Origin of the sequence: Solitalea canadensis DSM 3403 (genome assembly GCF_000242635.2) — a bacterium.
Taxonomy (GTDB): domain Bacteria; phylum Bacteroidota; class Bacteroidia; order Sphingobacteriales; family Sphingobacteriaceae; genus Solitalea; species Solitalea canadensis.
The window spans coordinates 3,873,241-3,897,707 of record NC_017770.1; the positions used below are offsets into that span (position 1 = coordinate 3,873,241).

Annotated in this window: 19 protein-coding genes; 5 read left to right on the forward strand and 14 right to left on the reverse strand. The window is 37.4% G+C overall.

Going from position 1 to position 24,467, the window contains the following annotated elements; translation table 11 throughout:
- Nucleotides 1–63 precede the first annotated feature (63 nt).
- Together SOLCA_RS16100 and msrB are read left to right on the forward strand one after the other, a co-directional pair.
- On the forward strand, nt 64–855 hold the full coding sequence (locus tag SOLCA_RS16100; protein ID WP_157604593.1) for a patatin-like phospholipase family protein: 792 nt from the start codon (nt 64–66) through the stop codon (nt 853–855).
- A 92-nt stretch (nt 856–947) separates the two neighbouring features.
- Complete coding sequence (msrB, locus tag SOLCA_RS16105) at nt 948–1,451, forward strand: peptide-methionine (R)-S-oxide reductase MsrB (RefSeq protein WP_014681522.1); 504 nt, start codon at nt 948–950, stop codon at nt 1,449–1,451.
- A gap of 93 nt (nt 1,452–1,544) precedes the next feature.
- On the opposite strand, the gene SOLCA_RS16110 is transcribed toward msrB, so the two are convergent.
- The 12 genes from SOLCA_RS16110 to SOLCA_RS16165 all read right to left on the reverse strand — a co-directional run bounded on the left by SOLCA_RS16110 (nt 1,545) and on the right by SOLCA_RS16165 (nt 14,652).
- On the reverse strand, nt 1,545–4,334 hold the full coding sequence (locus tag SOLCA_RS16110) for a phosphoenolpyruvate carboxylase (protein WP_042479983.1): 2,790 nt from the start codon (nt 4,332–4,334) through the stop codon (nt 1,545–1,547).
- A gap of 197 nt (nt 4,335–4,531) precedes the next feature.
- On the reverse strand, nt 4,532–7,090 hold the full coding sequence (locus SOLCA_RS16115; protein WP_014681524.1) for a phosphocholine-specific phospholipase C: 2,559 nt from the start codon (nt 7,088–7,090) through the stop codon (nt 4,532–4,534).
- Between the two features lie 170 nt (nt 7,091–7,260).
- On the reverse strand, nt 7,261–8,139 hold the full coding sequence (gene atpG, locus SOLCA_RS16120) for an ATP synthase F1 subunit gamma (RefSeq protein WP_014681525.1): 879 nt from the start codon (nt 8,137–8,139) through the stop codon (nt 7,261–7,263).
- A gap of 87 nt (nt 8,140–8,226) precedes the next feature.
- On the reverse strand, nt 8,227–9,801 hold the full coding sequence (gene atpA, locus SOLCA_RS16125; protein WP_014681526.1) for a F0F1 ATP synthase subunit alpha: 1,575 nt from the start codon (nt 9,799–9,801) through the stop codon (nt 8,227–8,229).
- A 37-nt stretch (nt 9,802–9,838) separates the two neighbouring features.
- Nucleotides 9,839–10,396: an ATP synthase F1 subunit delta gene (gene atpH / locus SOLCA_RS16130; RefSeq protein ID WP_014681527.1), complete on the reverse strand. Its 558-nt coding sequence runs from the start codon at nt 10,394–10,396 to the stop codon at nt 9,839–9,841.
- Nucleotides 10,397–10,482: 86 nt separating this feature from the next.
- On the reverse strand, nt 10,483–10,977 hold the full coding sequence (locus SOLCA_RS16135; RefSeq protein ID WP_014681528.1) for a F0F1 ATP synthase subunit B: 495 nt from the start codon (nt 10,975–10,977) through the stop codon (nt 10,483–10,485).
- 96 nt (nt 10,978–11,073) lie between these two features.
- Nucleotides 11,074–11,283, reverse strand: coding sequence for an ATP synthase F0 subunit C (atpE, locus tag SOLCA_RS16140; protein ID WP_014681529.1), 210 nt, complete (start codon nt 11,281–11,283; stop codon nt 11,074–11,076).
- 84 nt (nt 11,284–11,367) lie between these two features.
- The gene (gene atpB / locus SOLCA_RS16145; RefSeq protein WP_014681530.1) at nt 11,368–12,528 is read right to left on the reverse strand and encodes a F0F1 ATP synthase subunit A; all 1,161 of its coding nucleotides are present in this window, start codon (nt 12,526–12,528) and stop codon (nt 11,368–11,370) included.
- A 4-nt stretch (nt 12,529–12,532) separates the two neighbouring features.
- Nucleotides 12,533–12,940 carry a hypothetical protein gene (locus SOLCA_RS16150; RefSeq protein ID WP_052308609.1) on the reverse strand — a complete coding sequence of 136 codons (408 nt, stop codon included), beginning with the start codon at nt 12,938–12,940 and terminating at the stop codon, nt 12,533–12,535.
- A 168-nt stretch (nt 12,941–13,108) separates the two neighbouring features.
- Nucleotides 13,109–13,330: an AtpZ/AtpI family protein gene (locus tag SOLCA_RS16155; protein ID WP_245536721.1), complete on the reverse strand. Its 222-nt coding sequence runs from the start codon at nt 13,328–13,330 to the stop codon at nt 13,109–13,111.
- Entirely contained in the window at nt 13,287–13,718 is a 432-nt protein-coding gene (locus SOLCA_RS16160) for a bactofilin family protein (RefSeq protein WP_014681533.1), read from the reverse strand. Before SOLCA_RS16160 ends, SOLCA_RS16155 begins: the two co-directional genes overlap by 44 nt.
- A gap of 70 nt (nt 13,719–13,788) precedes the next feature.
- Complete coding sequence (locus SOLCA_RS16165) at nt 13,789–14,652, reverse strand: murein hydrolase activator EnvC family protein (protein ID WP_014681534.1); 864 nt, start codon at nt 14,650–14,652, stop codon at nt 13,789–13,791.
- 265 nt (nt 14,653–14,917) lie between these two features.
- On the opposite strand from SOLCA_RS16165, the gene porW reads away from it, so the two are divergent.
- Nucleotides 14,918–17,527: a type IX secretion system periplasmic lipoprotein PorW/SprE gene (gene porW / locus SOLCA_RS16170; protein ID WP_042479989.1), complete on the forward strand. Its 2,610-nt coding sequence runs from the start codon at nt 14,918–14,920 to the stop codon at nt 17,525–17,527.
- Between the two features lie 8 nt (nt 17,528–17,535).
- Nucleotides 17,536–19,797: a penicillin-binding protein 1A gene (locus tag SOLCA_RS16175; RefSeq protein ID WP_014681536.1), complete on the forward strand. Its 2,262-nt coding sequence runs from the start codon at nt 17,536–17,538 to the stop codon at nt 19,795–19,797.
- Between the two features lie 86 nt (nt 19,798–19,883).
- On the opposite strand, the gene SOLCA_RS16180 is transcribed toward SOLCA_RS16175, so the two are convergent.
- A complete protein-coding gene (locus SOLCA_RS16180; protein WP_014681537.1) occupies nt 19,884–20,843 on the reverse strand; it encodes an isopenicillin N synthase family dioxygenase in 960 nt (319 codons plus the stop codon).
- A 233-nt stretch (nt 20,844–21,076) separates the two neighbouring features.
- Here SOLCA_RS16180 and SOLCA_RS16185 point away from each other — a divergent pair, with 233 nt between their 5' ends.
- On the forward strand, nt 21,077–21,916 hold the full coding sequence (locus SOLCA_RS16185) for a dienelactone hydrolase family protein (RefSeq protein WP_042479992.1): 840 nt from the start codon (nt 21,077–21,079) through the stop codon (nt 21,914–21,916).
- Between the two features lie 57 nt (nt 21,917–21,973).
- Here the strand turns inward: SOLCA_RS16185 and SOLCA_RS16190 are convergent, their stop codons facing one another.
- On the reverse strand, nt 21,974–24,112 hold the full coding sequence (locus SOLCA_RS16190; protein ID WP_014681539.1) for a glycoside hydrolase family 97 protein: 2,139 nt from the start codon (nt 24,110–24,112) through the stop codon (nt 21,974–21,976).
- Nucleotides 24,113–24,467 lie beyond the last annotated feature (355 nt).

Genomic DNA, 24,467 nt, shown 5'->3' on the forward strand with positions numbered 1-24,467 from the left:
AGTTCATAGATCATGGTTCATAGTGACTATGATCTATGAACTATGACCCATGAACAATATATTATGAAGATCGGATTAGTAATGTCGGGAGGGGGAATTCGGGGAATTGCTCATTTAGGTGTGGTTAAGGCCCTCTATGAAGAGGGTTTGACTTTTTCAAAAATCTCAGGAACCAGTGCTGGGGCAATTGTGGGGGCATTTTTAGCCAATGGTTATCAACCTGATTTCATCCTTAATGCGTTTAAAGTAACCAGTTTATTCAGGTATATAAAACCGGTTATCAAAGGTTTCGGACTTCTTTCCTTACAAAATACCAGTATTCTTTATGATCAATTTCTGCCTGCAACATTTGAAGAATTAAAGATACCATTTGTAGTTGCTGCAACTGATTTAGGCAACGCAAGAATAGCTTATTTCTCTTCTGGAAAATTAATAGCTCCCGTGCAAGCTTCAAGTTGTATTCCTGCGGTTTTTAAACCCATCGAAATGGATGGGAAATTATATGTTGATGGTGGAATACTTGATAATTTTCCGGTGGAAGTTATCATGGATGATTGTGATTTTATTATCGGCTCCTGCTGCAATCATTTGGAAAAAATTGACTCTGTAACAGGCATCAAAAATATTATTGAACGATCTGTTGTCATCAGCCTAAACTCACGAACAGAAAGCAAGAAAAGACTGTGTAATGTTATTATTGAGCCGAAAGGACTTGGATCAATAAGTCTTTTTCATGTAAAGCGAACTGACGACATTTTTGAACAAGGATATAAAGCTGCTAAAGAGGAAATTAAAAACAATCCTGAATTAAAAGAGGCGATTAAAAACTTCAAGGAACTTCAACTGGCAAAATAGCACACTGTAATATTTTTATAACTTTTATTATCAAACAAATCCATAGCCAAATTGGTTTCGTAAGTGTAGCTGAAAACAAATTAGACGGCACAATGAATATCTTTAAATTATCCCTTTGCTTTGCTATAGCTTTCTCCGCAATCAGCTTTACAGCCTGTGCACAGAGTAAAAATACGGATCCTAAAACAGAAAAAAAGATGAGTTATAAAGTTCAGAAAACCGAAGAAGAGTGGAAAAAGGAACTCACTCCTGAGCAATATGCTATTTTACGCCAGAAAGGAACAGAACGTCCATTTACCGGCGAATACAATAATTTTTATAAAAAAGGCACTTATGTTTGTGCGGCGTGTGGAACCAAACTCTTTGAGTCGGGGACTAAGTTTGACGGTCACTGCGGATGGCCAAGCTTTGACAAAGCGATTCCCGGTACTGTAGAATACCATAAGGACTTAAGTCATGGAATGATCAGAACTGAAATTTTATGTGCGAATTGCGGTGGACATCTCGGCCATATTTTTGATGATGGCCCAACAGAAACGGGTGATCGCTATTGCGTAAATTCCATATCACTAAAATTTGTTCCTGAACAACAATAAGCAAAAAAGACCTGCAAAAACAGGTCTTTTTTTTGTAAATAATAAAGAGCTGTCAATAAATGACAGCCCTATCCTAATCAATGTAAAAAGAGTTTATCCAGTTGTACCCAGTGCACTCGCAATCGCGTTAATTGAAGTAAGTAAGGTTATTAATGTATCCTCCGTTTCAACTGTGCTTGCGCCGTTTTGTTTCATCGTTCTCCATTGCTTCAACAAACGAATCTGACTTTGATGTAAAGGTTTCAAAGCAACTGCTCGGAGTTGAGTTGAATAATGACGGCTTTTACGACGTTCTTCAAAAGTTCGATCCTGAAGTTTCGCAAACATTAAACGAGTACGATGCAATTCTTCAAGTAATAATGCAAGAATCTCGTCACGAGCTTCAATATTGGTCATTAAATCCGCATACTCTTTGATGATTTCTTCATCCGTAGAATCAAGCGATGACTCTACATTAGTGAATACGTAACGGACCAAAGCATCGCTGCTCAAGGCATCTTTTAACTTCAAAAACTGATCGAATTTCTCCGTAAATAATTTTTCCAAAGTATAGCCCACACCATACCAACTGGTCATATTACAACGAGTTTGATTCCAACTAAATACCCAAGGAATTGCACGCAAATCAGCTAAAGTTCGCTCACCTGTACGACGTGCAGGGCGCGACCCGATGCGACTAGACTCAATGGCATCTATTGGTGTAGCCTGGCTAAAGAAATGAATGAAATTAGGATTGTGGATAAACTGCCCATAGAATTCACAGCTTTCCGTTGCCATCCACTCAAAAATATCTTGTAAAGGATGAGGCTTACGTTCTGATTGTTGTTGTGCAATACTTGAAGCTGCCGTTCCTGCTAACAATAACTCAAGGTTATAGCTGGCATTCATTTTATTAGCATACTTCTGCTCAATAGTTTCACCTTGTTCCGTTTCTCGCAGGTCTCCTTGTAATGATGAATGAGGCAATGCCTGGATAAACCAATTTGCTGGACCCGCACCGCGGCTTACAGACCCTCCTCTTCCATGGAAGAATCGGATACGAACACCATGCTTACGACCAATCTCAGACAAAGCATACTGAGCTTTATATAAGGCCCACTGTGAAGCAAGAATACCTCCATCCTTGTTACTATCACTATAACCCACCATTACCATCTGTACAAGATCAGTTTCGTCTGATTGGCTGCGTTGGTATTCTAAACTACGTTGAGTTACAGGATGAGCCAGGAATGTGTCCATAATAGCAACGCTATTTTCAAGGTCATCAATGGTTTCAAACAAAGGAACAACTGGTAAATGACAAACCAGTCCTTCTGTGGTGAACTCCGACAAACCGGCCTCACGCTCCAGAAGAAATACAGCCAGTAGATCTGAGACACTACGGGTCATACTTACAATCAATGAACCGATAGCAGCAGGGCCATATTTACCCACATGATTTGCTAATTCATCGTATGTTTTTAAAACAGCACTTGCATTATCCTCCAATTTGATCGAAGGATGTACAAAAGGGCGATTGTATTGAAGCTCACAATTTAAAAACATCAGTTTACGATCTTCCGACCAATCAGCATAGTTATCACCATGCAAAGCACTTGCTTGTAATAACTGATCAATTGCTTTATCATGGAATGCTGAGTTCTGACGAACATCAAGTTTTGCAAGATGGAATCCGAATGTATCAACAACTCTGATCGCATTATTTAAATAACCTAATGCCGCACGTTTCGCCCCATATTTAATCATGGAGTCACGTAAAAGCACTAAGTCTTCTAAAAGTTCAGTCGAATACGTATACCCAACCTCTACATCTTTTAGTTCAATAAGGTGATTACGTTTAACCTTTACAGGTAACATTGCCAGGCAAAGATTAACGAACTGGCGGAAAACTTCTCCAGAATTTCTAAAGAACGCTTCATCACCTTCCTTACCTAAAACAGCACGCATTTCAAGCATACGCTGCTGCAATGCAGGTTCTGCTTCATCAAAAGTATAGGTAAAGCTTAACTTACGTAACAGTTCCAGCAATGATCTACGAATAACAACAAACGCATTTAAACGCAAAGTTTTCAGCGTTTCAGCTGTAACCTGGTCTGTTACTAAAGGGTGACCGTCGCGATCACCACCAACCCAATTACCGAAAGATACTTTTGGGCGATTTCTGATATCTTCGATCATCTCTGGAGCAAAACCTGCATCAACCCAAGCCTGTTCAAGGCGACGGTCAAGAATAGGTAATACCTCCGGAAAAACGTTGGTTAAATAGTGTAGAACATTTCTTAGTTCAGACTCCACATTAGGCTTTTCAAGGTAAATCTCCCCTGTTCTCCATAATGTATCCAAAATAAGCTTTATTTCATCACGAATCTGCTCTTGTTCCTGATCAGAAAACATTGAATTATGACGTTGAACCAATAACAGATATAAATGACGATGATGTTCAAGAACTGTAATCCGCTTAGCCTCTGTTGGGTGTGCAGTTAAAACCGGTTCAATTTTAATAGAATGAAGCTTTTGTGCGATGGTTTTCGCATCAAACCCCTCATCTTTCAGAAAATGCAATTTTTGAGCCCATAAGCCATTAGCGCTTGAAAGCTTATCACTTTCCTTCTTTCTTCTGTGTTGAACAGCTCCATTTACCTCAATAAGATTGAGCATATGGAAAACCATGGAATATAATTGAATATGCTTGGTTGTGAAATCCACTCCCACAGGAGTTTCATCCTGGATCCAGGGAATAAAAGCAGCCAATTCCTTGTCGCCACTTTCTTCGATTACCTCTTTTAAACAGGTCAGAATAAATTCCAGATCATGGAATGAATTACCCATTCGCTCTTTAACAAAATGTAGGTCGTTTAGTAGCGTTTCACTCAAGTGTTCCATCTCGATTGTAAGATTGTATTGCAAACGCAAATTAATAATTATTATTAATTTATCAATACAATATCATGTTTATTGTCATTTTTTCATTAAAACTAATTTTTTATTAAAACAGGGAATTGCTCATATATAGATACTTAGTGTAAAATATACAAAAAGCTATATTTTAGCGATCAACGCCCTATTCTGAAGAGCAAAAATTAGATCATACCTCCCATCAAGGGATCACTATAACTATCATTCCCAGTTTCAACCCGACCTGCATAGCGTTTTTCGAAAACATCAAATCCCTCAATCTTTACACTGAAATCATACCAGTTATAACTTTGAACTAAATCAAGTTTTATATGTGCAATGCTTTCCGGAGTTGCAGCTGCATCAATTACTTTCTTAATCGGTTGATTTTTATATGCATTATCTATAATTAACACGGAGTATTTACGTGTTTTGTCAAGATTTGCAATCTTTAAATCAATGCTTCCCGTTAGCTTTTTATTATTAAATCTGTTTCTGCTATACTCACATTGTATTTCGATACCTGGATCACTTTCATTTCCTTTAAATTCTCTGAAAAAGCCATTCGGACCATACACTCTGAGAAAATACTGGTCCTTTTCAAAATTGTGCAGCGCCCATGAATTATTTATCTCATCTCCTGATTTAACAGCATAAGCCCAGGTTTTCACCGACTCAAAATTTAACTGTTTATTAGAACGATAATTTCCCGGAGCATATACATTAAAAGGAGCACCTGCGGATAACTGACCAAAAATTTCATTCTTTGCAGCAAATGTTACCTCCACACTTTTCTTATCCTTACTTAGTTTTGCATCTGCGTATAATTGATAAGGCAACGCACATGATTGTCGTGTACCTTTCTCCTGACGAGGCATAAATTCAGCTGCTAATGGATTTTGATGAGCTTTTGCAATCTCTTCTGTGCTTAGCTCCCTGAATCCCTTAGGTATTTCTTTAAACTTAGCATTGCTAATACTTTCAATAAACGGAACCTTGTCAACAAATGGTGGTAACGTTATTTTTTCTCCATTATAAGGCCTGAAAATTGAAGTTAAATCACCACAAACAGTTCTCCGCCAATTGCTGATATTAGTTTCTTTAATGCTCTTGCCCGTTTTATGACTTAAAAACTTTTCCAGAAACTGCAAAACCGAAGTATGGTCAAATACTTCTGAATTAACCCATCCTCCTCTGCTCCAGGGAGATGCTACCACAAATGGCACACGGTATCCAAGTCCAACCGGACTCTGACGAGCGTCTTTTTTACTTCTTCCATCTCTGAATTCCTGTTCTAACGTTACATAATCAACACCATTATTAATTCCTTCAGAGGTAAAGCCAGTGTCTCTATCCGTTGGATTTGGAGCTACAAAAGGAGGAATATGATCAAAGCTGCCGTCGTTTTCATCATACGTAAGGATAAATATTGTTTTTTTCCATACGTCCGGATTCTGTGTCAGTATATCTATCACTTCCGAAACGTACCATGCACCATACCACGGTGAACTAGGGTGATCAGAAAAGTGCTGAGGAGCAACTAACCAGGATACCGTTGGTAACTTTCCTGTTTTAACATCTTCTCTAAACTGATGCAAAACGTCTCCCTTGGGAACCTTCACCAATCTCTCCACACCATCTTCATGATAGTTTAATGTTTCTACTTGATGGTAATCCGGATCACCATTATTAGTCGTAAATGCTTTATCGTGCAGGTTCTTTTCATATTGAGAAAGCAACTCATAAGCAGCCTGATTCCATTTGGCGTTAGACGTTCCTATTTTAACAAGAGCCTTTTTCTTTTGCTCCAGCTTTTTCTTTGCTTCAGTTAATTCAACTTCTGACAATGAACTCATCTTGGCCTCCAACGTAGCAATCTCTGCAGGAAGTTGCATCTCGCGTTGTTTTAAATAATCAAGGTGAGCTTTAGAAAACCGAACATTGTATTGCTTAAACCATTCAATAGGATTATCGGTAAAATTTGCCAGCCAAACATCCTGATCTTCACTAAATCCAACTCCTACACTTATTTCATTCTGATAAATTTTCCAAGATATTCCATCTTCCTCCAAGCGCTCAGGAAAAGTCGTCCAGTTGGCTTCATTTTCATATTCCACGTCTGAGTTCCAAACATTGGCTTTCCCTTCAACACTTTGTTTATCTCTTAAAGTGCCTGTCCAAAAATAAAGTCGGTTGGGGGTAGTTCCTGTTAAAGAAGAACAGAAATGCTGATCACATACGGTAAAAGCATCGGCCAATGCATAATAAAAAGGTATATCTTCCCGGGTATAATATCCAAGCGTCATCGGAATATCAGGATAACCACCTGAGCGTTTTACATCCAACCATTTATCATATTTACCTTCATTCCTTGCATCAACCTGATTCTCCCAGGAATGAGGCAGAGAACTCATCCATGTAATCTTTGATTCTTTAATATCCATTCGGAAGGGCACATAGGTTTTGCCGTCTTTGTCGGTTTGGAACCATACAAGATTCTTGTCCGGTAGCGTTATTGCTCTGGGGTCATTAAATCCTCGGACTCCTTTAAGGGTACCAAAACAATGATCGAATGATCTGTTTTCCTGCATTAATAACACGATGTGTTCGGCGTCAAGAAAAGTACTCCCTTCTTGCGGATTAATTGCTAAGGCTTTTTGAATAGATAAAGGTAATACGCTGGTAATCCCGGCCGCACCTGATAGCAATGCAGCTTTCTTAAGAAAATCTCTTCTTGTATCCATTATGTATGAGCAGACTGATTAGAGTTAAACAGCCTAAAGAAACTCAATTTTAAGGCAACAGGCAATCAATTATTGAAAAATAGCTATTACCGTATAGGAAATGTAGTACAAAAAAGCCCCGATTCAATTGAATCAGGGCTAAATATTCTGAATAAATCAGTTGCTTTTGATTAACCTTCCGCTAAGGCATTTGCTCCAGAAACGATCTCAAGGATTTCGTTTGTAATAGCAGCCTGACGAGCTTGGTTATATTGCAATGTTAATGATTTCAACAATTCACCAGCATTTTCGGTCGCTTTATCCATGGCAGTCATACGCGCTCCGTGCTCTGCAGCATGTGAGTCTAACAATGCTTTATAGAATTGTAATTTAATCGATTTAGGAATCAATTCTTCTACAATTTCTTCTTTTGAAGGCTCAAACAAATAATCCACTTTGCTTGTGCTTCCGTCCTGAGGTGCTTTAGGCAATGGCAATAATTGCTCAAGGGTAATAATTTGAACAGCCGCATTTTTAAATTGGTTGTAAATCATTTCTACATGATCAACTTTACCTTCAGCAAAACCTTCCATAATCTGCTCAACGATTTGTGAAGCATTAGCAAAATTCAATTTGTTGAATAACTCATTGTTATTGCCAATTACCTGGAAACCATTTTTAGAATAAAAGTCTTGCGATTTTTTACCTACAGCAACAATAAAAAGTTTACCCTTTGTCTTGTGCTCAGCAAATTTTTCAGCGATAAGTGCATTGGTGGCTTTAATTACGCTATTATTGAAAGCTCCTGCCAAACCACGGTTTGAAGTGATAACTACCAGCAACACATTATTTAACTCGCGTTCCTGAGTATAAACATTATCCATATCAGCAACCGAATCACTAAGGTTGGCCAGCATACCTTTCAGCTTGTTTGCATACGGACGCATCTGAACGATAGCGTCAGTAGCTCTGCGGAATTTTGCCGCCGAAACCATTTTCATGGCTTTGGTGATCTGTTGCGTTGATTTAACAGATGCAATTCTTAGACGTACTTCTTTTAAGTTGGCCATTCTATTATTTATTTCGGGTTTTGTGTTACGAGTTACGAGATTTTAAAACCCGTAACCCGCAACTCTTAACTCGGAATTAATTTTGAATTAGTATTTTGATGAAAGTTCTTTTGCTACAGTTTCTAATACATTAGTCACTTCGTCTGTTAATTGACCTTTTTTCAATTGATCAAGAACACCTTTATGACCTGCGTCTAATAACTGTAAGAACTCAGTTTCAAACTCTTTCACTTTATTTACAGGTACCGCACGTAGTAAACCTTTTGTACCTAAGTAAATAATTGCAATTTGTTTCTCTACAGTAACCGGAGAGTACTGACCTTGTTTAAGGATCTCCACGTTACGAGCACCTTTATCTAACACTGCTTTTGTAGAAGCATCAAGGTCTGAACCGAATTTAGAGAAGGCCTCTAACTCACGATATTGAGCCTGGTCAAGTTTTAAAGTACCAGCAACTTTTTTCATCGACTTGATTTGCGCGTTACCACCTACACGTGATACAGAGATACCAACGTTAATTGCAGGACGGATACCAGCGTTAAATAAGTTCGACTCTAAGAAGATCTGACCATCAGTAATTGAAATTACGTTGGTAGGAATATATGCTGATACGTCACCTGCCTGAGTTTCGATAATTGGAAGTGCAGTTAATGAACCACCACCTTTTACTTTACTCTTCAGCGACTCAGGAAGATCGTTCATTTGACGAGCAATCTCATCACTTGAGTTGATCTTAGCAGCACGCTCTAACAAACGTGAGTGTAAGTAGAATACGTCACCTGGATAAGCCTCACGACCTGGTGGACGACGAAGTAATAATGACACCTCACGGTAAGCCACAGCCTGTTTAGATAGATCATCATAAACGATCAATGCCGGACGACCTGTATCACGGAAATATTCACCGATAGCAGCACCTGCAAATGGAGCGTAAAACTGCATAGGAGCAGGATCAGCAGCAGAAGCAGCCACGATTACAGTATAAGCCATTGCACCGTTTTCTGTTAATGTTTTTACGATGTTTGCTACGGTAGAATTTTTCTGACCACAAGCAACATAAATACAAAATACAGGGTTACCAGCTTCGTAGAATTCTTTTTGGTTGATGATAGTATCGATAGCTACCGCAGTTTTACCAATCTGACGGTCACCGATGATCAACTCACGCTGACCACGACCAATTGGAATCATTGCGTCGATAGCTTTAATACCGGTTTGTAAAGGCTCATTTACCGGTTGACGGTAAATTACACCTGGAGCTTTACGCTCTAAAGGCATTTCAAAAGTTTCACCTTCAATAGGACCCTTGCCATCAATTGGCTGACCAAGTGTGTTAACAACACGGCCCAGCATGCCTTCACCTACTTTAATAGATGCAATGCGGCTGGTACGTTTTAATGTGTCACCTTCTTTGATACCTTCTGAAGGACCCAACAATACCACACCCACGTTATCTTCTTCAAGGTTCAATACAACACCTTGTAATCCATTATTGAACTCAACAAGCTCACCAGATTTAACTTTGGTTAAGCCGTATACGCGAGCGATACCATCACCCACTTGCAACACCGTTCCAATCTCCTCTAATTCAGCTTCTGACTTGAAGCCCGCCAATTGCTGACGTAGAATTGCCGAAACTTCGTCGGGTCTTACTTCTGCCATGATTTATTTAGTTATATTTTTTTAAACTATTTAACAATTACAATTGAGCAACAAAATCATTGCTCATAAAATTCTTTTTAAGCTCGTTAAGTTGCTTAGCAATAGTGGTATCAAATTGTTTATCTCCTACAGTTAAAACAAAACCACCAATTAAATCAGCATTAACTTTAGCATTTAAAATCACTCGTTTGTTCAACTCTTTCTCAAGAGCACTAACCAGTTGCTGCTTATTTCCTTCCGATAAAGCTAATGCAGATACCACTTCAGCCTTAACAATACCATTCAACAGGTTATACAACTCATTGAACTGTTTTGAAGTAGCGTATAAAAAGCTTTCACGGCTTTTATTGATCATAAGATCAAAGAAAGCAATAGTGACTTTATCCATCTTGCTCGCAAATAATCCATGAAGAACTGCTTTTTTATCAGATCCTGAAATGATCGGATTAGCCAACACAGCACGAAGCTGCGGATTAGCTTTTACAGTATCACGAAAAAGCTTAACATCATTATTGATCTCTTCTACATTGTTTTGTTCTTTGGCAAGATCAAGCAATGATTTAGCGTACCGTAAAGCAATTTTAATTTCTGACATATATCTTTTAATTACGGGTTTCTTGTTTCGGATTACGGGTTATTTTGTGCAAAACACCTAACTCGCAACACGGAACTCGTAACTTATTAATTTAATTTCACGTCTTTTAACAATTCAGCAACTAATGCTTCCTGATCATTTGCATTTTCAAACTTCTTACGAAGAACTTTTTCTGCAATATCAATAGAAAGAACTGCAACCTGATTTTTCACCTCAGCTAAAGCAGCGTTTTTCTGTGCATTAATTTCTTCATGAGCTTTTGCGATCATTTTAGCGCCTTCTGCCTGAGCATTGTGCTTAGCATCAGCGATAAGATTGTCACCCATTGTTTTTGCTTCTTTCAGGATTTTATCGCGTTCCAAACGTGCTTCTTTAAGCAATTTATCGCTTTCCTGGTTAAGACGAGTTAACTCTTCTTTAGCTTTATCAGCTGCACTAAGAGCATCTTCGATAGAACGCTCGCGTTCATTTAAAGCTGATACAATTGGTTTCCAGGCAAATTTGCCTAAAAGAATGATAAGAAAAATGAAAGTAATGGTGGTCCAAAAAACCAATCCAATGCTAGGGGTAACTAATTCCATTTATATTATGTTTTATATAAAGTTCTTTTAAAAAGCTGTGATTGTTAAAACTAAGCCTGTTGCCAATCGCCGCAGGCTTAGTTTTATTGCAATAAATTAGCGAGTACCTAATAAAGCTACTACCACACCGAATAAAGCAACACCTTCAACAAGTGCAGCCGCGATGATCATTGCAGTTTGAATTTTAGAGGCAGCTTCTGGTTGACGTGCAATACCTTCCATTGCAGAACCACCAATACGTCCGATACCTATACCAGCACCAATTACAGCTAAACCAGCACCAATTGCAGCAATACTTCCGATCATTTTGTTATAAATTTATTTAGTTAAAAAATAATTACTTGTTTTATATAGACCATTGATTATAGACCATGGTCCATGGTCTTATTTTTAGTGATGATGCTCTTCAACAGCAGTACCGATAAATAATGCAGTAAGCATGGTAAAGATGAACGCTTGTAAGAATGCTACCAATAATTCCAATACATCCATGAATAAGACGAATGCTACTGAAACCGGAGCAATATATAATGTTTTGAAAATGAAGATCAATGAAATCAAACTCAAAACAATAATGTGTCCAGCAGTGATGTTCGCAAACAAACGAATGATAAGAGCAAATGGCTTAGACAATAAACCGATAATCTCTACCACTAGCATAATTGGATATAACCACCATGGAACATCAGGTGCTAATATGTGTTTCCAATAATATTTGTTACCGCTAAAATTGGTAATAAGGAAAGTTATGGTTCCTAATACGAAAGTTACTGCGATATTACCTGTTAAGTTTGCTCCTCCTGGGAAAATTGGAATTAAACCCATTAAGTTATTTACCCAAATGAAGAAGAAAACAGTCAATAAGAAAGGCATATAACCAACATACTTATGACCAATATTTGGACGTGCAATTTCATCACGAATAAATACAATGATAGGCTCAATTAGGCTCTGTAAACCCTTAGGTGCTTTGCCTGCACGTTTTTTATAAGCAGCGGCAACACTGAAGAAAATTAAACAAAGGATAATTGCAGATATGAACATTGAAGCAACATTCTTGGTGATTGAAAAATCAAGAGGTTTTGCATTGGTAGGATGCTCTCCTTCAAAAGTCAGGTACTGACCTTTGTCATTTGCAGATTGTCCGGCTAAATAAATTTTGTTTTCAAAACGAACAAAACGTTGACCGTCTTCTTCTACAACATGAGAACCGGTTTGATCGTGGTGAAACTTGCTGGAGTTAAAAGTAACAATACCTGCGTCAGTTTTTAAAATTACCGGTAATCCAATTGAGGTATGCCCCCATAAATGCCAGTCGTGAGCATCGGAAATGTGCTCCATAATAACTTTGGTAGGCTCAAACGGCTCTTCACCATGAGCTGTTCCATGAGAATCACCGGCATCATGCGCTTCAGCAACATGCGCACTGTCTTTATTTACGGTTTCATTATGCTCTGAATTGGCCATAGCACGAAAAGTTGTTCCCGCTACGAAAGCAAAAATTAGAGATAAAACGAAAAGTTTTTTAAGAAAAAGTGGGTTACAGCGCATTTATTTAACGATTTTCTAATTTTTTTTGGTCGCGCAAGTTATATATTAAATTATAAACTTCAAACACTGTGTACAATAAATATAAAAGAAAGAAGTTAGTGATAAATACCCACTTATCCTCTACCATTTGTTTCATGATAAATACAAGGGCTACACTCATACACAACAACATCTTTACTACTATAGTTACTAACACAGCCAACACAGAGGTTTCACCCCCTTTTTTCAATCCATAAGCTGATAGCGCGAATGTAAACAGCGTTATGAGGTTAAAAAAAATAAAGAACACCCAAATTTGCTTTAACAGCAGATTTTTTTCAGAAAAAAAGTATTGAATTCCTGCTATTACTGCTGCAACAATAAAGGAAAAAAGGAGTGTTTTTTTAATAAATGGTTGTAAACTCTGTATCAAAGCGTTTAAAATATCGGCGCAAAGATGCAATTTTTTTTCGAAGGTTATCCTGTTTAAACTTAATGTTTTAGAATTTAAACACAGATGATGTTTTTTTCTAAGGGAAAGGTATTAACAACAAAAGAAAACAGGTTTATGCCATTCTACCATAAACCTGTTTTCTTACTATTATTCTTTTAATTGTTTGATGACTAAGTAAAATGAAATAGCAATGCCAGATAAACATCCCAGAATAGTAAACCAAGGTGTTTGGGCAGCCATCTTTTCATCTAACTTAACTCCGGCAAAGGCAAAAGCGCCAATAACGCCAATCATTTGGAATCCCATGCCTGAGTAACGGGCGTAACTACGCAGTAACGCTTTCCGCTTGTCGTCCGTTTGTTTTTGCATGATCATCAATTTTTGTTGGTTGCTTGATCACAGTACCCATATTACATTTACCTGTAAATATTGCACCTGATTCAACAACCATCTTATTGGTATAAATGTCACCGTGTATACGGGCAGAGGCTTTTAAAAACAATAATTCACTAATCCGGATATCGCCTTGTAACGCTCCAGAGATATCAGCATTAGTGCATACAATACTACCTTCTACTGAGCCGGTGTTACCGATAACAACTTTTGCAGATGAATTAATATTTCCCTTTACAACTCCATCAATACGGATATCGCCTTTACTCTCGACATCTCCTACTATTGTGGTTCCTGCGCCTATAAGGTTAATAGATCCATAAGCGGTTTCTTCTTCATGCTGGTTTTTGTCTTTTTTGAACATGGTTTAGCTAGTTTGATTTAATAATTGTTGGTTTGTTTGTAAATGTAGAAATTAATCTATTTAGAACAGATCAAAATTTCATGTATTCATTAGGATCTACAGAAAATCCGTTATTCCAAAGCTCAAAAGCAAGTTGCGGGCCGCTAAACTCTTTTCCTTTATCTCCGGCAGTAGCAATAACTTCATCCGCTTTAACATAATTTCCAGTTTTTTTATACAGTATTGAGCAATTCTTATAAACAGTAATGATGTTAGCAGTATGCTGCAATACAACCATATAACCTGCATCAACAGTTAAACCTGCATATAATACAATACCGTCAAGTGTGGCCTTAACAGGAGATTGCGCAACTGTTCCAATAATTTGATACAATCGGTTATTTTTGGTGTCATAGCGAGCTACAACGGTTCCTTTTACCGGACTAATAAAGTCCAGGTCCTTTATTGATGATTTCTTTTTAAGGGTAACATCATCCTTTAAACTTATTTTTTCTTCAGACTCAATATACTCTCTGAAATCCTCAACCACTTTGGGGTGTTTTTTATCCACTTCCACATCTTTAACTGCAACCTGTGGAACGGAATCAGCAATCGTAACTCCCGCTTTGCCGTCGATTATACTTTTAATGTTATTTAAATAAGTTTGATTTGCCTTAAACATCATCTCTAACGAATCAGCTTTCATAGCTGCTTCTGCAACATTTATTTTTAAAGAAACATCAGCATAGCCAGGTATATATTCTTTAAGTGGAGTAAAAACAATCAGGAAAGTGGTAAGAATAATTAAAATGATTGCGCCCATTCCTGCGGCCACAAACACATTCATTAAATTCAGGGTAAATGATATTTTTTCTTCAAAAGTATCATCTTTCAGCACTACCAATTTATACTTGGTCTTAAGTTGAGTTAAGAAATCCTTCTTTTTGGATACCATTTTTTTATTTGGTTTGACAAAATCAGCGTTTTAACGCAGTTAATTTGGGTTTAATTGATATTACAATTCTAACAGTTTAGTAAAAGGAAACAAAAAAACTTATCGTTAAATTCCAATTTTGGTTAACATATGTTTGCGCCAATCGTTTATATTTGCTAACAACAAAAAGTACATTTCATTGCAAAAGCCGTTAAAAAACAAGCTGTTTCCACTATTTTGGTGTTTGGCTCTGATTACTGTCGGTGCCTGCAAGATGCGAGATCCCATGGGCAACAGAATCGGAGTAGTAAAAGGTTCGTATCATAATACTACTGCCCGCTTCAATGCCTATTTTAATGCCAAAGAAATTTTCAGAAAAGATGTATCCAATTTTGAAAGCGGTTACACCATATCCTATTCTAACGTTTTGCCATTGCTAAAGTTACCTGATGAAGGTGCTTCTTCCGGTATGGCTGCGAACATGGATCAGATTATTGAAAAGTGTTCGAAAGTCGTTACCCGCCACAAAGTAAGCAAATGGACTGATGACTCCTATATGTTGGTTGGCAAGGCTTATTTTTACAAAGGTGACTATTTTGATGCGGCACAAACGTTCCAATATATCTATAATACATTTCCAAATAAAGATTTAAAAGAAGAAGCATTGGCTTGGATCGGTTTATCAAAAATGCAGGATAAAATGGCCGAAGATGCTACTGCTGCTTTTGAAATGGCAGAGGCTAATATCGCAGATGCCAAAAAATCAAAACGTTTCGTATATACCGCAATGGCTCAGTATTACATTAACCGTAAAAGCTATGACAAAGCTGCTTCGTCTCTGGAAAATGCAATTAAAGCCATAAAAAAAGATAAGCTCGCCAAAATAAATTATTCCTACGTTTTGGGGCAGATTTATGAGAAACAAGGTGATTATGCTAAAGCGGTAGAATCCTTCAAGAAAGTACAAGGCTTAAGGGCCCCTTATGAAATGGAATTAGCAGCAAAAATAAATGCATTCAGGCTGACTAATTTAACTGAAGGTGGCAATACAAGCGATCTGATAAGAAAACTAAATGACTTATTGGATGATGAGAAAAACAGTGAATATAAAGACCAAATCTATTTTGTTTTAGGAGCTATTGCGCAACGCACCAATCAACCTGATTCAGCTATTTCTTTATATAAGCTTTCAGCTGCCAATACAGGCCGGAATCTTAATCAAAAAGCGTTGTCTTATTCACAAATTGCAGAGATTTACTTTAATCGCAAAGATTATGATAAAGCACACTTGTATTACGATAGTACAAGAGTTTTTGTGCAAAGAGATCACCCTGATTATGAAAAAATAATTGAGCGTGATAATAAATTGGATGACCTGATTGCAAACATAAAAATTATTGACAGGGAGGACAGTTTACAACATGTTGCTGCTTTACCAGAGCCGGAGCGGACAAAAATTATTGATGAACAAGTAGCTAAAATCCAAAGCAAAATACGGGAAAGTAAGGTTGATCAAAGTCAATATTCATCTTCCTATAATACATTAGCTATTAACCGTTTTAACAATGCCGAGAGTGGTGGTTCCAGCTGGTACTTTTATAATAATAATGCTGTAGCATCCGGTTATAATGAATTTATAAGACGTTGGGGAAATAGGCAATTAGCTGATAACTGGCGAATAAGCTCACAAGGAGTTGCTAACACTAAAATATTTGACACAGATCCTGGATTTGATTTAAAAAGCATAGATGCAGCGCAACCTGATAAAATAAAAGCCTTTTTAGTTAAGAACCTGCCATTAACTCCAGCTAAGCTTGATTCTTCGAATCAGATAAAACAAAATGCAGCATTAAAACTTGCCGCTATTTATAGTGATGACCTGGAAGAATATGCGAGTGCCATCAAATATTATGAATTAGCACTTAATACTCCTCCTCCATTACATAATGCCGATGAAATCATCTATAACCTGAGCTATATAAATGAACTTGCGGGAAATAAAGAACAATCTGCCGCCTATAAAAACAGGCTATTAAATCAGTATCCAGGTTCATCTTTTGCAAATGCATTAAGAAATCCTGAAGCGTCTCAGGTTGTTGATATTACGCAGACACAAGCAGAGCAGCAATATGAAATGGCTTATAAAGATTACCTTAACAGAGATTATGAAAAGGTAATTGCATCCAACAAAGATTTTCAATTGTCCAAAGCAAATACTTACTTAAAATCAAAATTCGCCTTTCTGTCTGCTTTGGCTGTTGGTAAAACCCAAAAAGTAGGATCTTTTGAGGCTGAACTTAAAAAAGTTCAACAAGAGTATCCCAATGAAGAAGCAAGTAAGCAGGCTGGCCAGTTTATTGCTTCTATCGATAACAATCGAGCTGAATTCGATTCGAGAGAGATTGCATTAGAGGAACGCTCAATAGCTACGGCAACTGATGCCGCTTCTATAAGTAAACGATATGAAGACCAAAGAAGATTAGAAGATCAAAAAAGAGAACAAGAACTTGCAGAAGCAGAATCAAAAAGTTATTTCAAGAAACCGGCTCCTAATGCATCCTATGTTTTAGTTGTTGCTGTTAATAATGCAACAGCAAATCTAAACCGTATTCGTTTAGGAATCGGACAATTTAACCGGACACTTTTTGCTGATAAAAATTACACCCATAATAGTAAAACGATTAATAACGAAACCCAGTTAATATCTGTTAATCAATTTGCCGACATGGAGACTGCAAAAGCGTATTATAAAAAGTTCATGGAATATAGGAATGATGTAATCGGATTACCTGATGAAAAATATACTGTTTTCTTCATCACAACCGATAACTTTGCAAGACTGATCAACCAAACAACTGTAGAAGAATACAGGGATTACTTTAGAATTAACTTTTAATATCAATAATGACCAAATCGCAGTTAAGCAAAGAAGATTTACGCAGGTACATTAAGAACTTTTGGCTCGTTGTAATAGGAGGAATTGCTTTTGTAAGCTTATTAATTCTTTCCATAGCGCTAGGATTATTTGGCAAAATGCCATCCTTCCGTGATCTTGAAAACCCAAAGAGCAATATTGCATCGGAAGTGATTTCAGGAGATGGAAAAACCATCGGCACGTATTATCTGGAAAACCGTTCTTTTGTTAAATACAATGAACTTTCTCCCAATATTGTAAATGCGCTTATAGCAACTGAAGATGAGCGTTTCTATGAACATTCAGGTATTGATTTCAGCCGTACCTTTACCATTGTTTTTTACAATCTTATTGGTAAAAGACAAGGAGCAAGTACCATTACCCAACAGTTAGCTAAAAAACTATTTGGACGCCAAAAAACCAACATTTTTATCACTAAAATGAAGGAATGGGTAACTGCGGTTAAACTTGAACGCAATTACACCAAACAAGAAATTTTAGCGATGTACCTTAATACCGTTGATTTTGGAAGTAATGCTTACGGTATTAAAACAGCCTCAAGAACATTTTTTAATACAACACCGGATAAATTAACAGTTGAACAAGCTGCTTTATTGATTGGAATTCTTAAAGGTCCTTCTTACTACTCTCCTGTTCGTTACCCTGAGCGTGCTTTGTCTCGTCGTAATACCGTGTTACAACAAATGTACAAAGACGAAGTATTGGATAGTAAAAATTTAGAAATAGCTAAGGCTAAACCAATAAAACTGGATTACAACCCTGAAAGTCATAATGAAGGTTTAGGTGCTTATTTCCGTGAATATTTACGTGGAGAACTAACAAAGTTACTTGACAATGGAACCATAAAATCAAAGGCTGACGGAACACCTTACGACCTTTATCGTGATGGCTTAAAGATTTATTCGACTATTGATTCACGTATGCAGGAGTATGCCGAACAAGCCGAACGTGAACATTTACCTTATTTGCAAAGCCAGTTTAATCAACACTGGAAAGGAATGAGACGTGATCCTTTATCTGATCTCTCTCCCGGAACACTTGAGCAGGCAATGCGTCGTACCGATCGTTACCGTGAACTGAAAGATTTAGGAAAATCTGATGATGAGATTAATAAAGAGTTCAAAACTCCGGTTAAAATGACCATTTTTAGCTGGAAGGGCGAGATTGACACCACAATGAGTCCATTGGATTCAATCAAATACTATAAGCGTTTCTTGCGTTCCGCAATGATGGCAATGGACCCTCACACGGGTTATGTTAAAGCTTGGGTTGGGGGTGACGACTTTAAATATTTTAAATATGACCAAGTAGCACAAGGCGCTCGTCAGGTAGGCTCTACGTTTAAACCATTTGTATATACTGCAGCTATTGACAATGGGTTTTCACCATGTATGAAGGTACCTAATGAACCTGTAGTTTTTGAGGATTTCGACAACTACTCTCCTAAAAACGCAGATGGTAAAACCGGAGGTATGTATACTCTTCGTGAGGGACTAGCTCAATCGAAAAACCTTATCACCATGTACCTGATGAAGCAGCTTGGACCAAAAATAGTGGCTAAGTATGCACATGACATGGGTATTACAGCGAATATTGACCCTTATCCTTCTATCGGTTTAGGTGTAGCGGATGTTACATTATATGAAATGGTGGGAGCCTATAGCACCTTTGCCAATAAAGGAATTTGGACGAAGCCTATCTACTTGCTTCGTGTGGAAGATAAAAACGGCAATATCATTTACGAAAACAAACCTGAAATCAAACAAGCTATTAGCGCTCAAACCGCTTATGTTATGTGTTATATGCTTCAGGGAACAACCACTCTGCCAGGTGGAACTGGCTTAAGATTGAGAGGCAGTAAATATAAATTCGATATGCCGATTGCGGCAAAAACAGGTACAACTCAAAATCAAAGTGACGGTTGGTTTATGGGTGTAACCCCTGATTTAGTTGGAGGTGTATGGACAGGCTGTGAAGACAGAAGTGTACGTTTCCACTCCTTAAATTTAGGAGGAGGTGCTAACATGGCTTTACCTGTATGGGCCTTATTTATGAAGAGAGTGTATGCAGATCCAACTTTAAAAATCTCAAAAGGCAACTTTGAGAAGCCTGCAGACTTAACTATTGAATTGGATTGTTCTGTTTATGTAGGAGATAGTACCGACGTTGATCATGATGAGCATGAACCCCCTCCATCGGATAGTAAGGATAAAGACCGTTTAGGTTTTTAAAAAATATAAATCTACTAATGCAAAAAGCGCAAAACTGAAATTCAGTTTTGCGCTTTTATTATAACTACAGTTGTTAATTACCTAGATTATTTCTTTAAACCTATTTCGCGTAAACGTTCATCAAGGTACTCTCCTGCTGTCATATCAGAGAATTGTTTTGGATGCTGAGCATCGATGCATGAATCTAAACTGGTTAAATCCATAGCTGATTTTGGATGCAGGAAGAATGGAACAGAAAAACGCGAAGTTTTCATTAGCTCTCGAGGTGGGTTTACTACACGGTGTGTTGTAGAAACTAATTTACCATTTGTTAATCGTTGCAACATATCACCAACATTTACTACGATATCCTGTTGTCCAGCTTTGATTGGGAACCATGAGCCATCACGCGTTAAAACCTCTAAACCATCAGCACTTGCTCCAATTAATAACGTAATCAGGTTGATGTCTTCATGGGCCCCTGCTCTAACAGCATCAGCTGGAATGCTATCAGGATCTTCAATAGGAAAATAGTGGATACAACGCAAAATACTGTTGCCATTCCATACTTTCTGATCGAAATAGGTTTCATTCAAACCTAAATAAGCAGCAATGGCTTTCAAGAGTTGCGTCCCAGCAACTTCAAGTTTTTTGTAAACCTCCTTGGTAATTGTATTAAACTGCGGTAATTCACTAACTTCTAAATTATCAGGATAATCCTCTTTGCTTAAGGTTTCTCCTTCTACATATTGTCCTATCTGCCAGAATTCTTTCAAATCAGGAGTTTTGGCTCCTTTTGCCTGTTCACGGCCTTTACTGGTATACCCACGTTGTCCGGCCAACTCTACTTTTTCATAGCCTTTTTTAACTTCCTCCGGTAAACCAAAAATTGATTTCACCTGAACATATAAAGCATCGATTAGTTCTGGACTTAAGCCATGATTTTTAATTGTTACAAAACCTGTTTCATTAAATGCTTTACCAATTTCATCTGAAAATTTCTTGCGTTGTTCCGGAGAACCATTCACAAAATCATTTAGGTCTAAACAAGGAATATTTACTGACATAGTTTAAATTTAATTGGATCTATACTTAAAAATACGGTATTTATCGAAATGTTAATAACTGCCCAAAAATACGCCTATATTTTAATATTCATTTATGAATCAGGAAGAACGCCAGAAAGAGTTTTCCACATCTTAAACTCCTAAAGCCTTATACTTTTTTAACCCTATACTATTAAATCTTATTTTTTGGCACTATCTTTAATTCAATCTTATGATCAATACCCAAAAATGCCATGAAAAAAATAACGCTAATACTGTTAATGCTAGTTCCGACATTTTCATTCGCGCAAATGAAAATGAGTTGTTGTTCAACTCCGGGTACACAAGAGTTTGCCATGCTGTCCAAGGACAAGGATTTTGTTAAATCACATGAAGAACCTCTCCCCTTGAACTTCAAGAGTGATCTTGGGAAAGACATTATGTTACCTTCAGCAGACGGAAAAGAAGCCCATATTTATGAGTTAAAAGCAGCAAAGCCTACTAATAACTACCTTTTTGTCATTCATGAATGGTGGGGACTCAATGATTACATTAAAAGGGAATCGGAGAAGCTATATCATGATTTAGGAAATGTAACTGTTATCGCCATCGATCTTTACGATAAACAGATTGCAACTACTCGCGAAGAAGCAGCAAACTATATGAACACTGTTACCGAAGCAAGAGCGAAAGCAATTATCAATGCGACAATAAAGTATGTGGGAGCTAATGCTCAAATAGCTACTGTAGGTTGGTGTTTTGGAGGAGGATGGTCATTGCAAACTTCTTTATTGGCAGGAAAACAAGCTGCCGGATGCATCATGTACTATGGAATGCCTGAAAAGGATGAAGCTAAACTAGCTACACTTCATGCAGACGTTTTAGGAATATTTGCCAAAGAGGACAAATGGATTACACCCCAGGTAGTCGATGAATTTGCCACTAAAATGAAGGCTGCGGGAAAGAAAATAACGGTAAAAATTTACGAGGCCGATCATGCATTTGCCAACCCAAGTAACCCTAAATTTAATAAAGCAGCAACTGAAGATGCTTATGCTACTAGCTTAACTTTTCTGAAAGATAGGCTGAAATAGATATAAAAAAGGGATTTGAGAAATTACTCTCAAATCCCTTCTTTATATGAAAATAGATTAGAATTGTTTTAACCCTTTCAAAGCGTCTTTATCGGTTACTTCGATTATGCTAATAGCATAACCTCCTCCCGGAGCTGCTTTAAGTGTTAATTTGGTTTTATTCGTTACAATTCCTTTGATAATCGTATATGCCTGAGGATTGGTTTCATAATGAGCATCCTTTGCATCCGCATAAATAGTTGCAACGTATTTCTTACCCGGATCAAGGAAATTAAGCGTCAAATTAGATATATGTCCATTTTCATCGCTGGTGCACCCAACAAACCAATTATTTGTTCCTTTTGCCTTACGAGCAGCAGTAATATAATCTCCAGGCTCAGCCTCTAAATACTTGCTTTCATCCCAGTCAACCGCAACATCTTTTATAAACTGGAATGCATCCATGTGCTTCTTATAGTTTTCAACTAAATCAGCAGCCATTTGCAATGGACTGTACATCGTAACGTACAATGCTAACTGGCGACTTAAAGTACTACGTACATAAGATTTATTCTCAGGGTTAACGTTACTGATCTTTGTTTCAAAGATTCCAGGTGTATAATCCATCGGACCGCCCATTAAGCGGGTAAACGGAAGAATTGTAGTATGATCAGGATTACTTCCTCCAAAAGCTTCGTATTCTGTTCCACGAGCAGACTCATTCCCAATCAGGTTAGGATAAGTGCGGCACAATCCGGTGGGACGAACAGCCTCATGGGCATTTACCATGATTTTATATTCCGCGGCTTTGGTAATCGCGTACAAATAATGATTGACCATATATTGGTTATAATGGTTTTCCCCAAGCGGGAGAATATTACCTACATAACCACTTTTCACAGCATTATAGCCATTATCAACCATAAACTGATACGCTTTATCCATATGTCTTTCATAGTTTCTTACTGAACCTGAAGTTTCATGGTGCATGATCAGTCGAACCCCTTTACTTTTTGCATACTCATGCAATCCTTTAACATCGAAATCTGGATATGGAGTTAAGAAATCGAAAACATAGTCCTTGTTTTTTCCGAACCAATCTTCCCATCCTTCATTCCAACCTTCAACCAACACCGCATCTAATCCGTTTTCAGCGGCAAAGTCAATATACTCCTTAACATGAGCAGTGTTCGCCGCGTGTTTTCCGTTAGGTTGAGTTTTAGCGTAATCAATCTCTCCTAATTTTACAGAGGTAAGGTTGTTATAAGCCCAGGTGCTTTTACCGGTGATCATTTCCCACCATACACCAACATATTTAACAGGTTTGATCCACGACACATCTTCATATTTACATGGATCATTAAGATTAAGGATCAGTTTGGATGCTAAAATCTCACGTGCATCATCACTTACCATTACTGTACGCCAAGGGGATTTACAAGGAGTTTGCATGTATCCTTTATCACCTATGGCATCAGGAGTTAACCATGATTCAAAAACCATATTTTTATCATCAAGGTTAAGGTGCATACATGAATAGTCTACAAGTGCTGCTTCATGAATATTAATGTACAAACCATCTTTACTTTTCATCATTAATGAGGTTTGAACACCGGTAGGTGAAAATGGCTGTTGAGAGGCATTAGGAGTAATGGATTCTTTCATCTTTACCCTGATTTCCGACAAATTGGAGGTTACAGTGCTATACTCTTGTGTATCGTAATCGCCTGGAAGCCAAAATGCTTTATGATCGCCATTCATTGCGAATTGGGTTCTCTCTTCTTTAATAACAAAATAATTCAAACTATCCTGCAGAGGGAATTCATATCTAAAGCCTAAACCATCATTATATAAGCGAAAACGTATTTGGATGAATCTTTTTTGTGCTTTTTGATCTAAGGTCACCAACATTTCTTTGTAATGGTTGCGAATAGTCCTCTCTTCTCCCCAAACTGGCGACCAAGTTTCATTCGCTTCATTGTAATCAGCTTTTCTAACATCAAAACCGTTTAATAATGATGCTCCTTCTTTAAGCTCTAACCCTAGTTTACTGGTTTTAACAACCTCTTTTCCCTTATAACTTAACTGATAAGTAGGAGTTCCATTCTGAATCTTAAAAGATAGCTTTAGATTACCGTTCGGGGAAGTAAGGTCTTGTGCTGATGAACTTATTGTAATGGCCAATAACACCACCGCACTTAATAATAGTTTCCTCATAATTAAAAGATTTTATTCTTAATATGTATATACATCGTGTACTAAGTACACTTTTGGCTGTTCGCGAATATGTAGAAAAAAGTACGGATAAAAAATGTTTTTATTATCAAAAATGCGAAAAGAGGACAGAAAGAGTAATAAGCAATGTAGAATTACAGTGAAGGATATTTTTCTAATAAAAATTATTTAGGATCACCGGAAAAGCTTTAGAATATCAGCGGTTGCTCCATAGGAGCAAAAGATCCGTAATAAATAGCCGTTTATAAAAGCCTTTAGACGCAAGACCATAACCACAAAGTTCAGCCGTATGTTATTAAATTAAAGAGATTCAACCAACATTAGTCTTTTTGAAGAA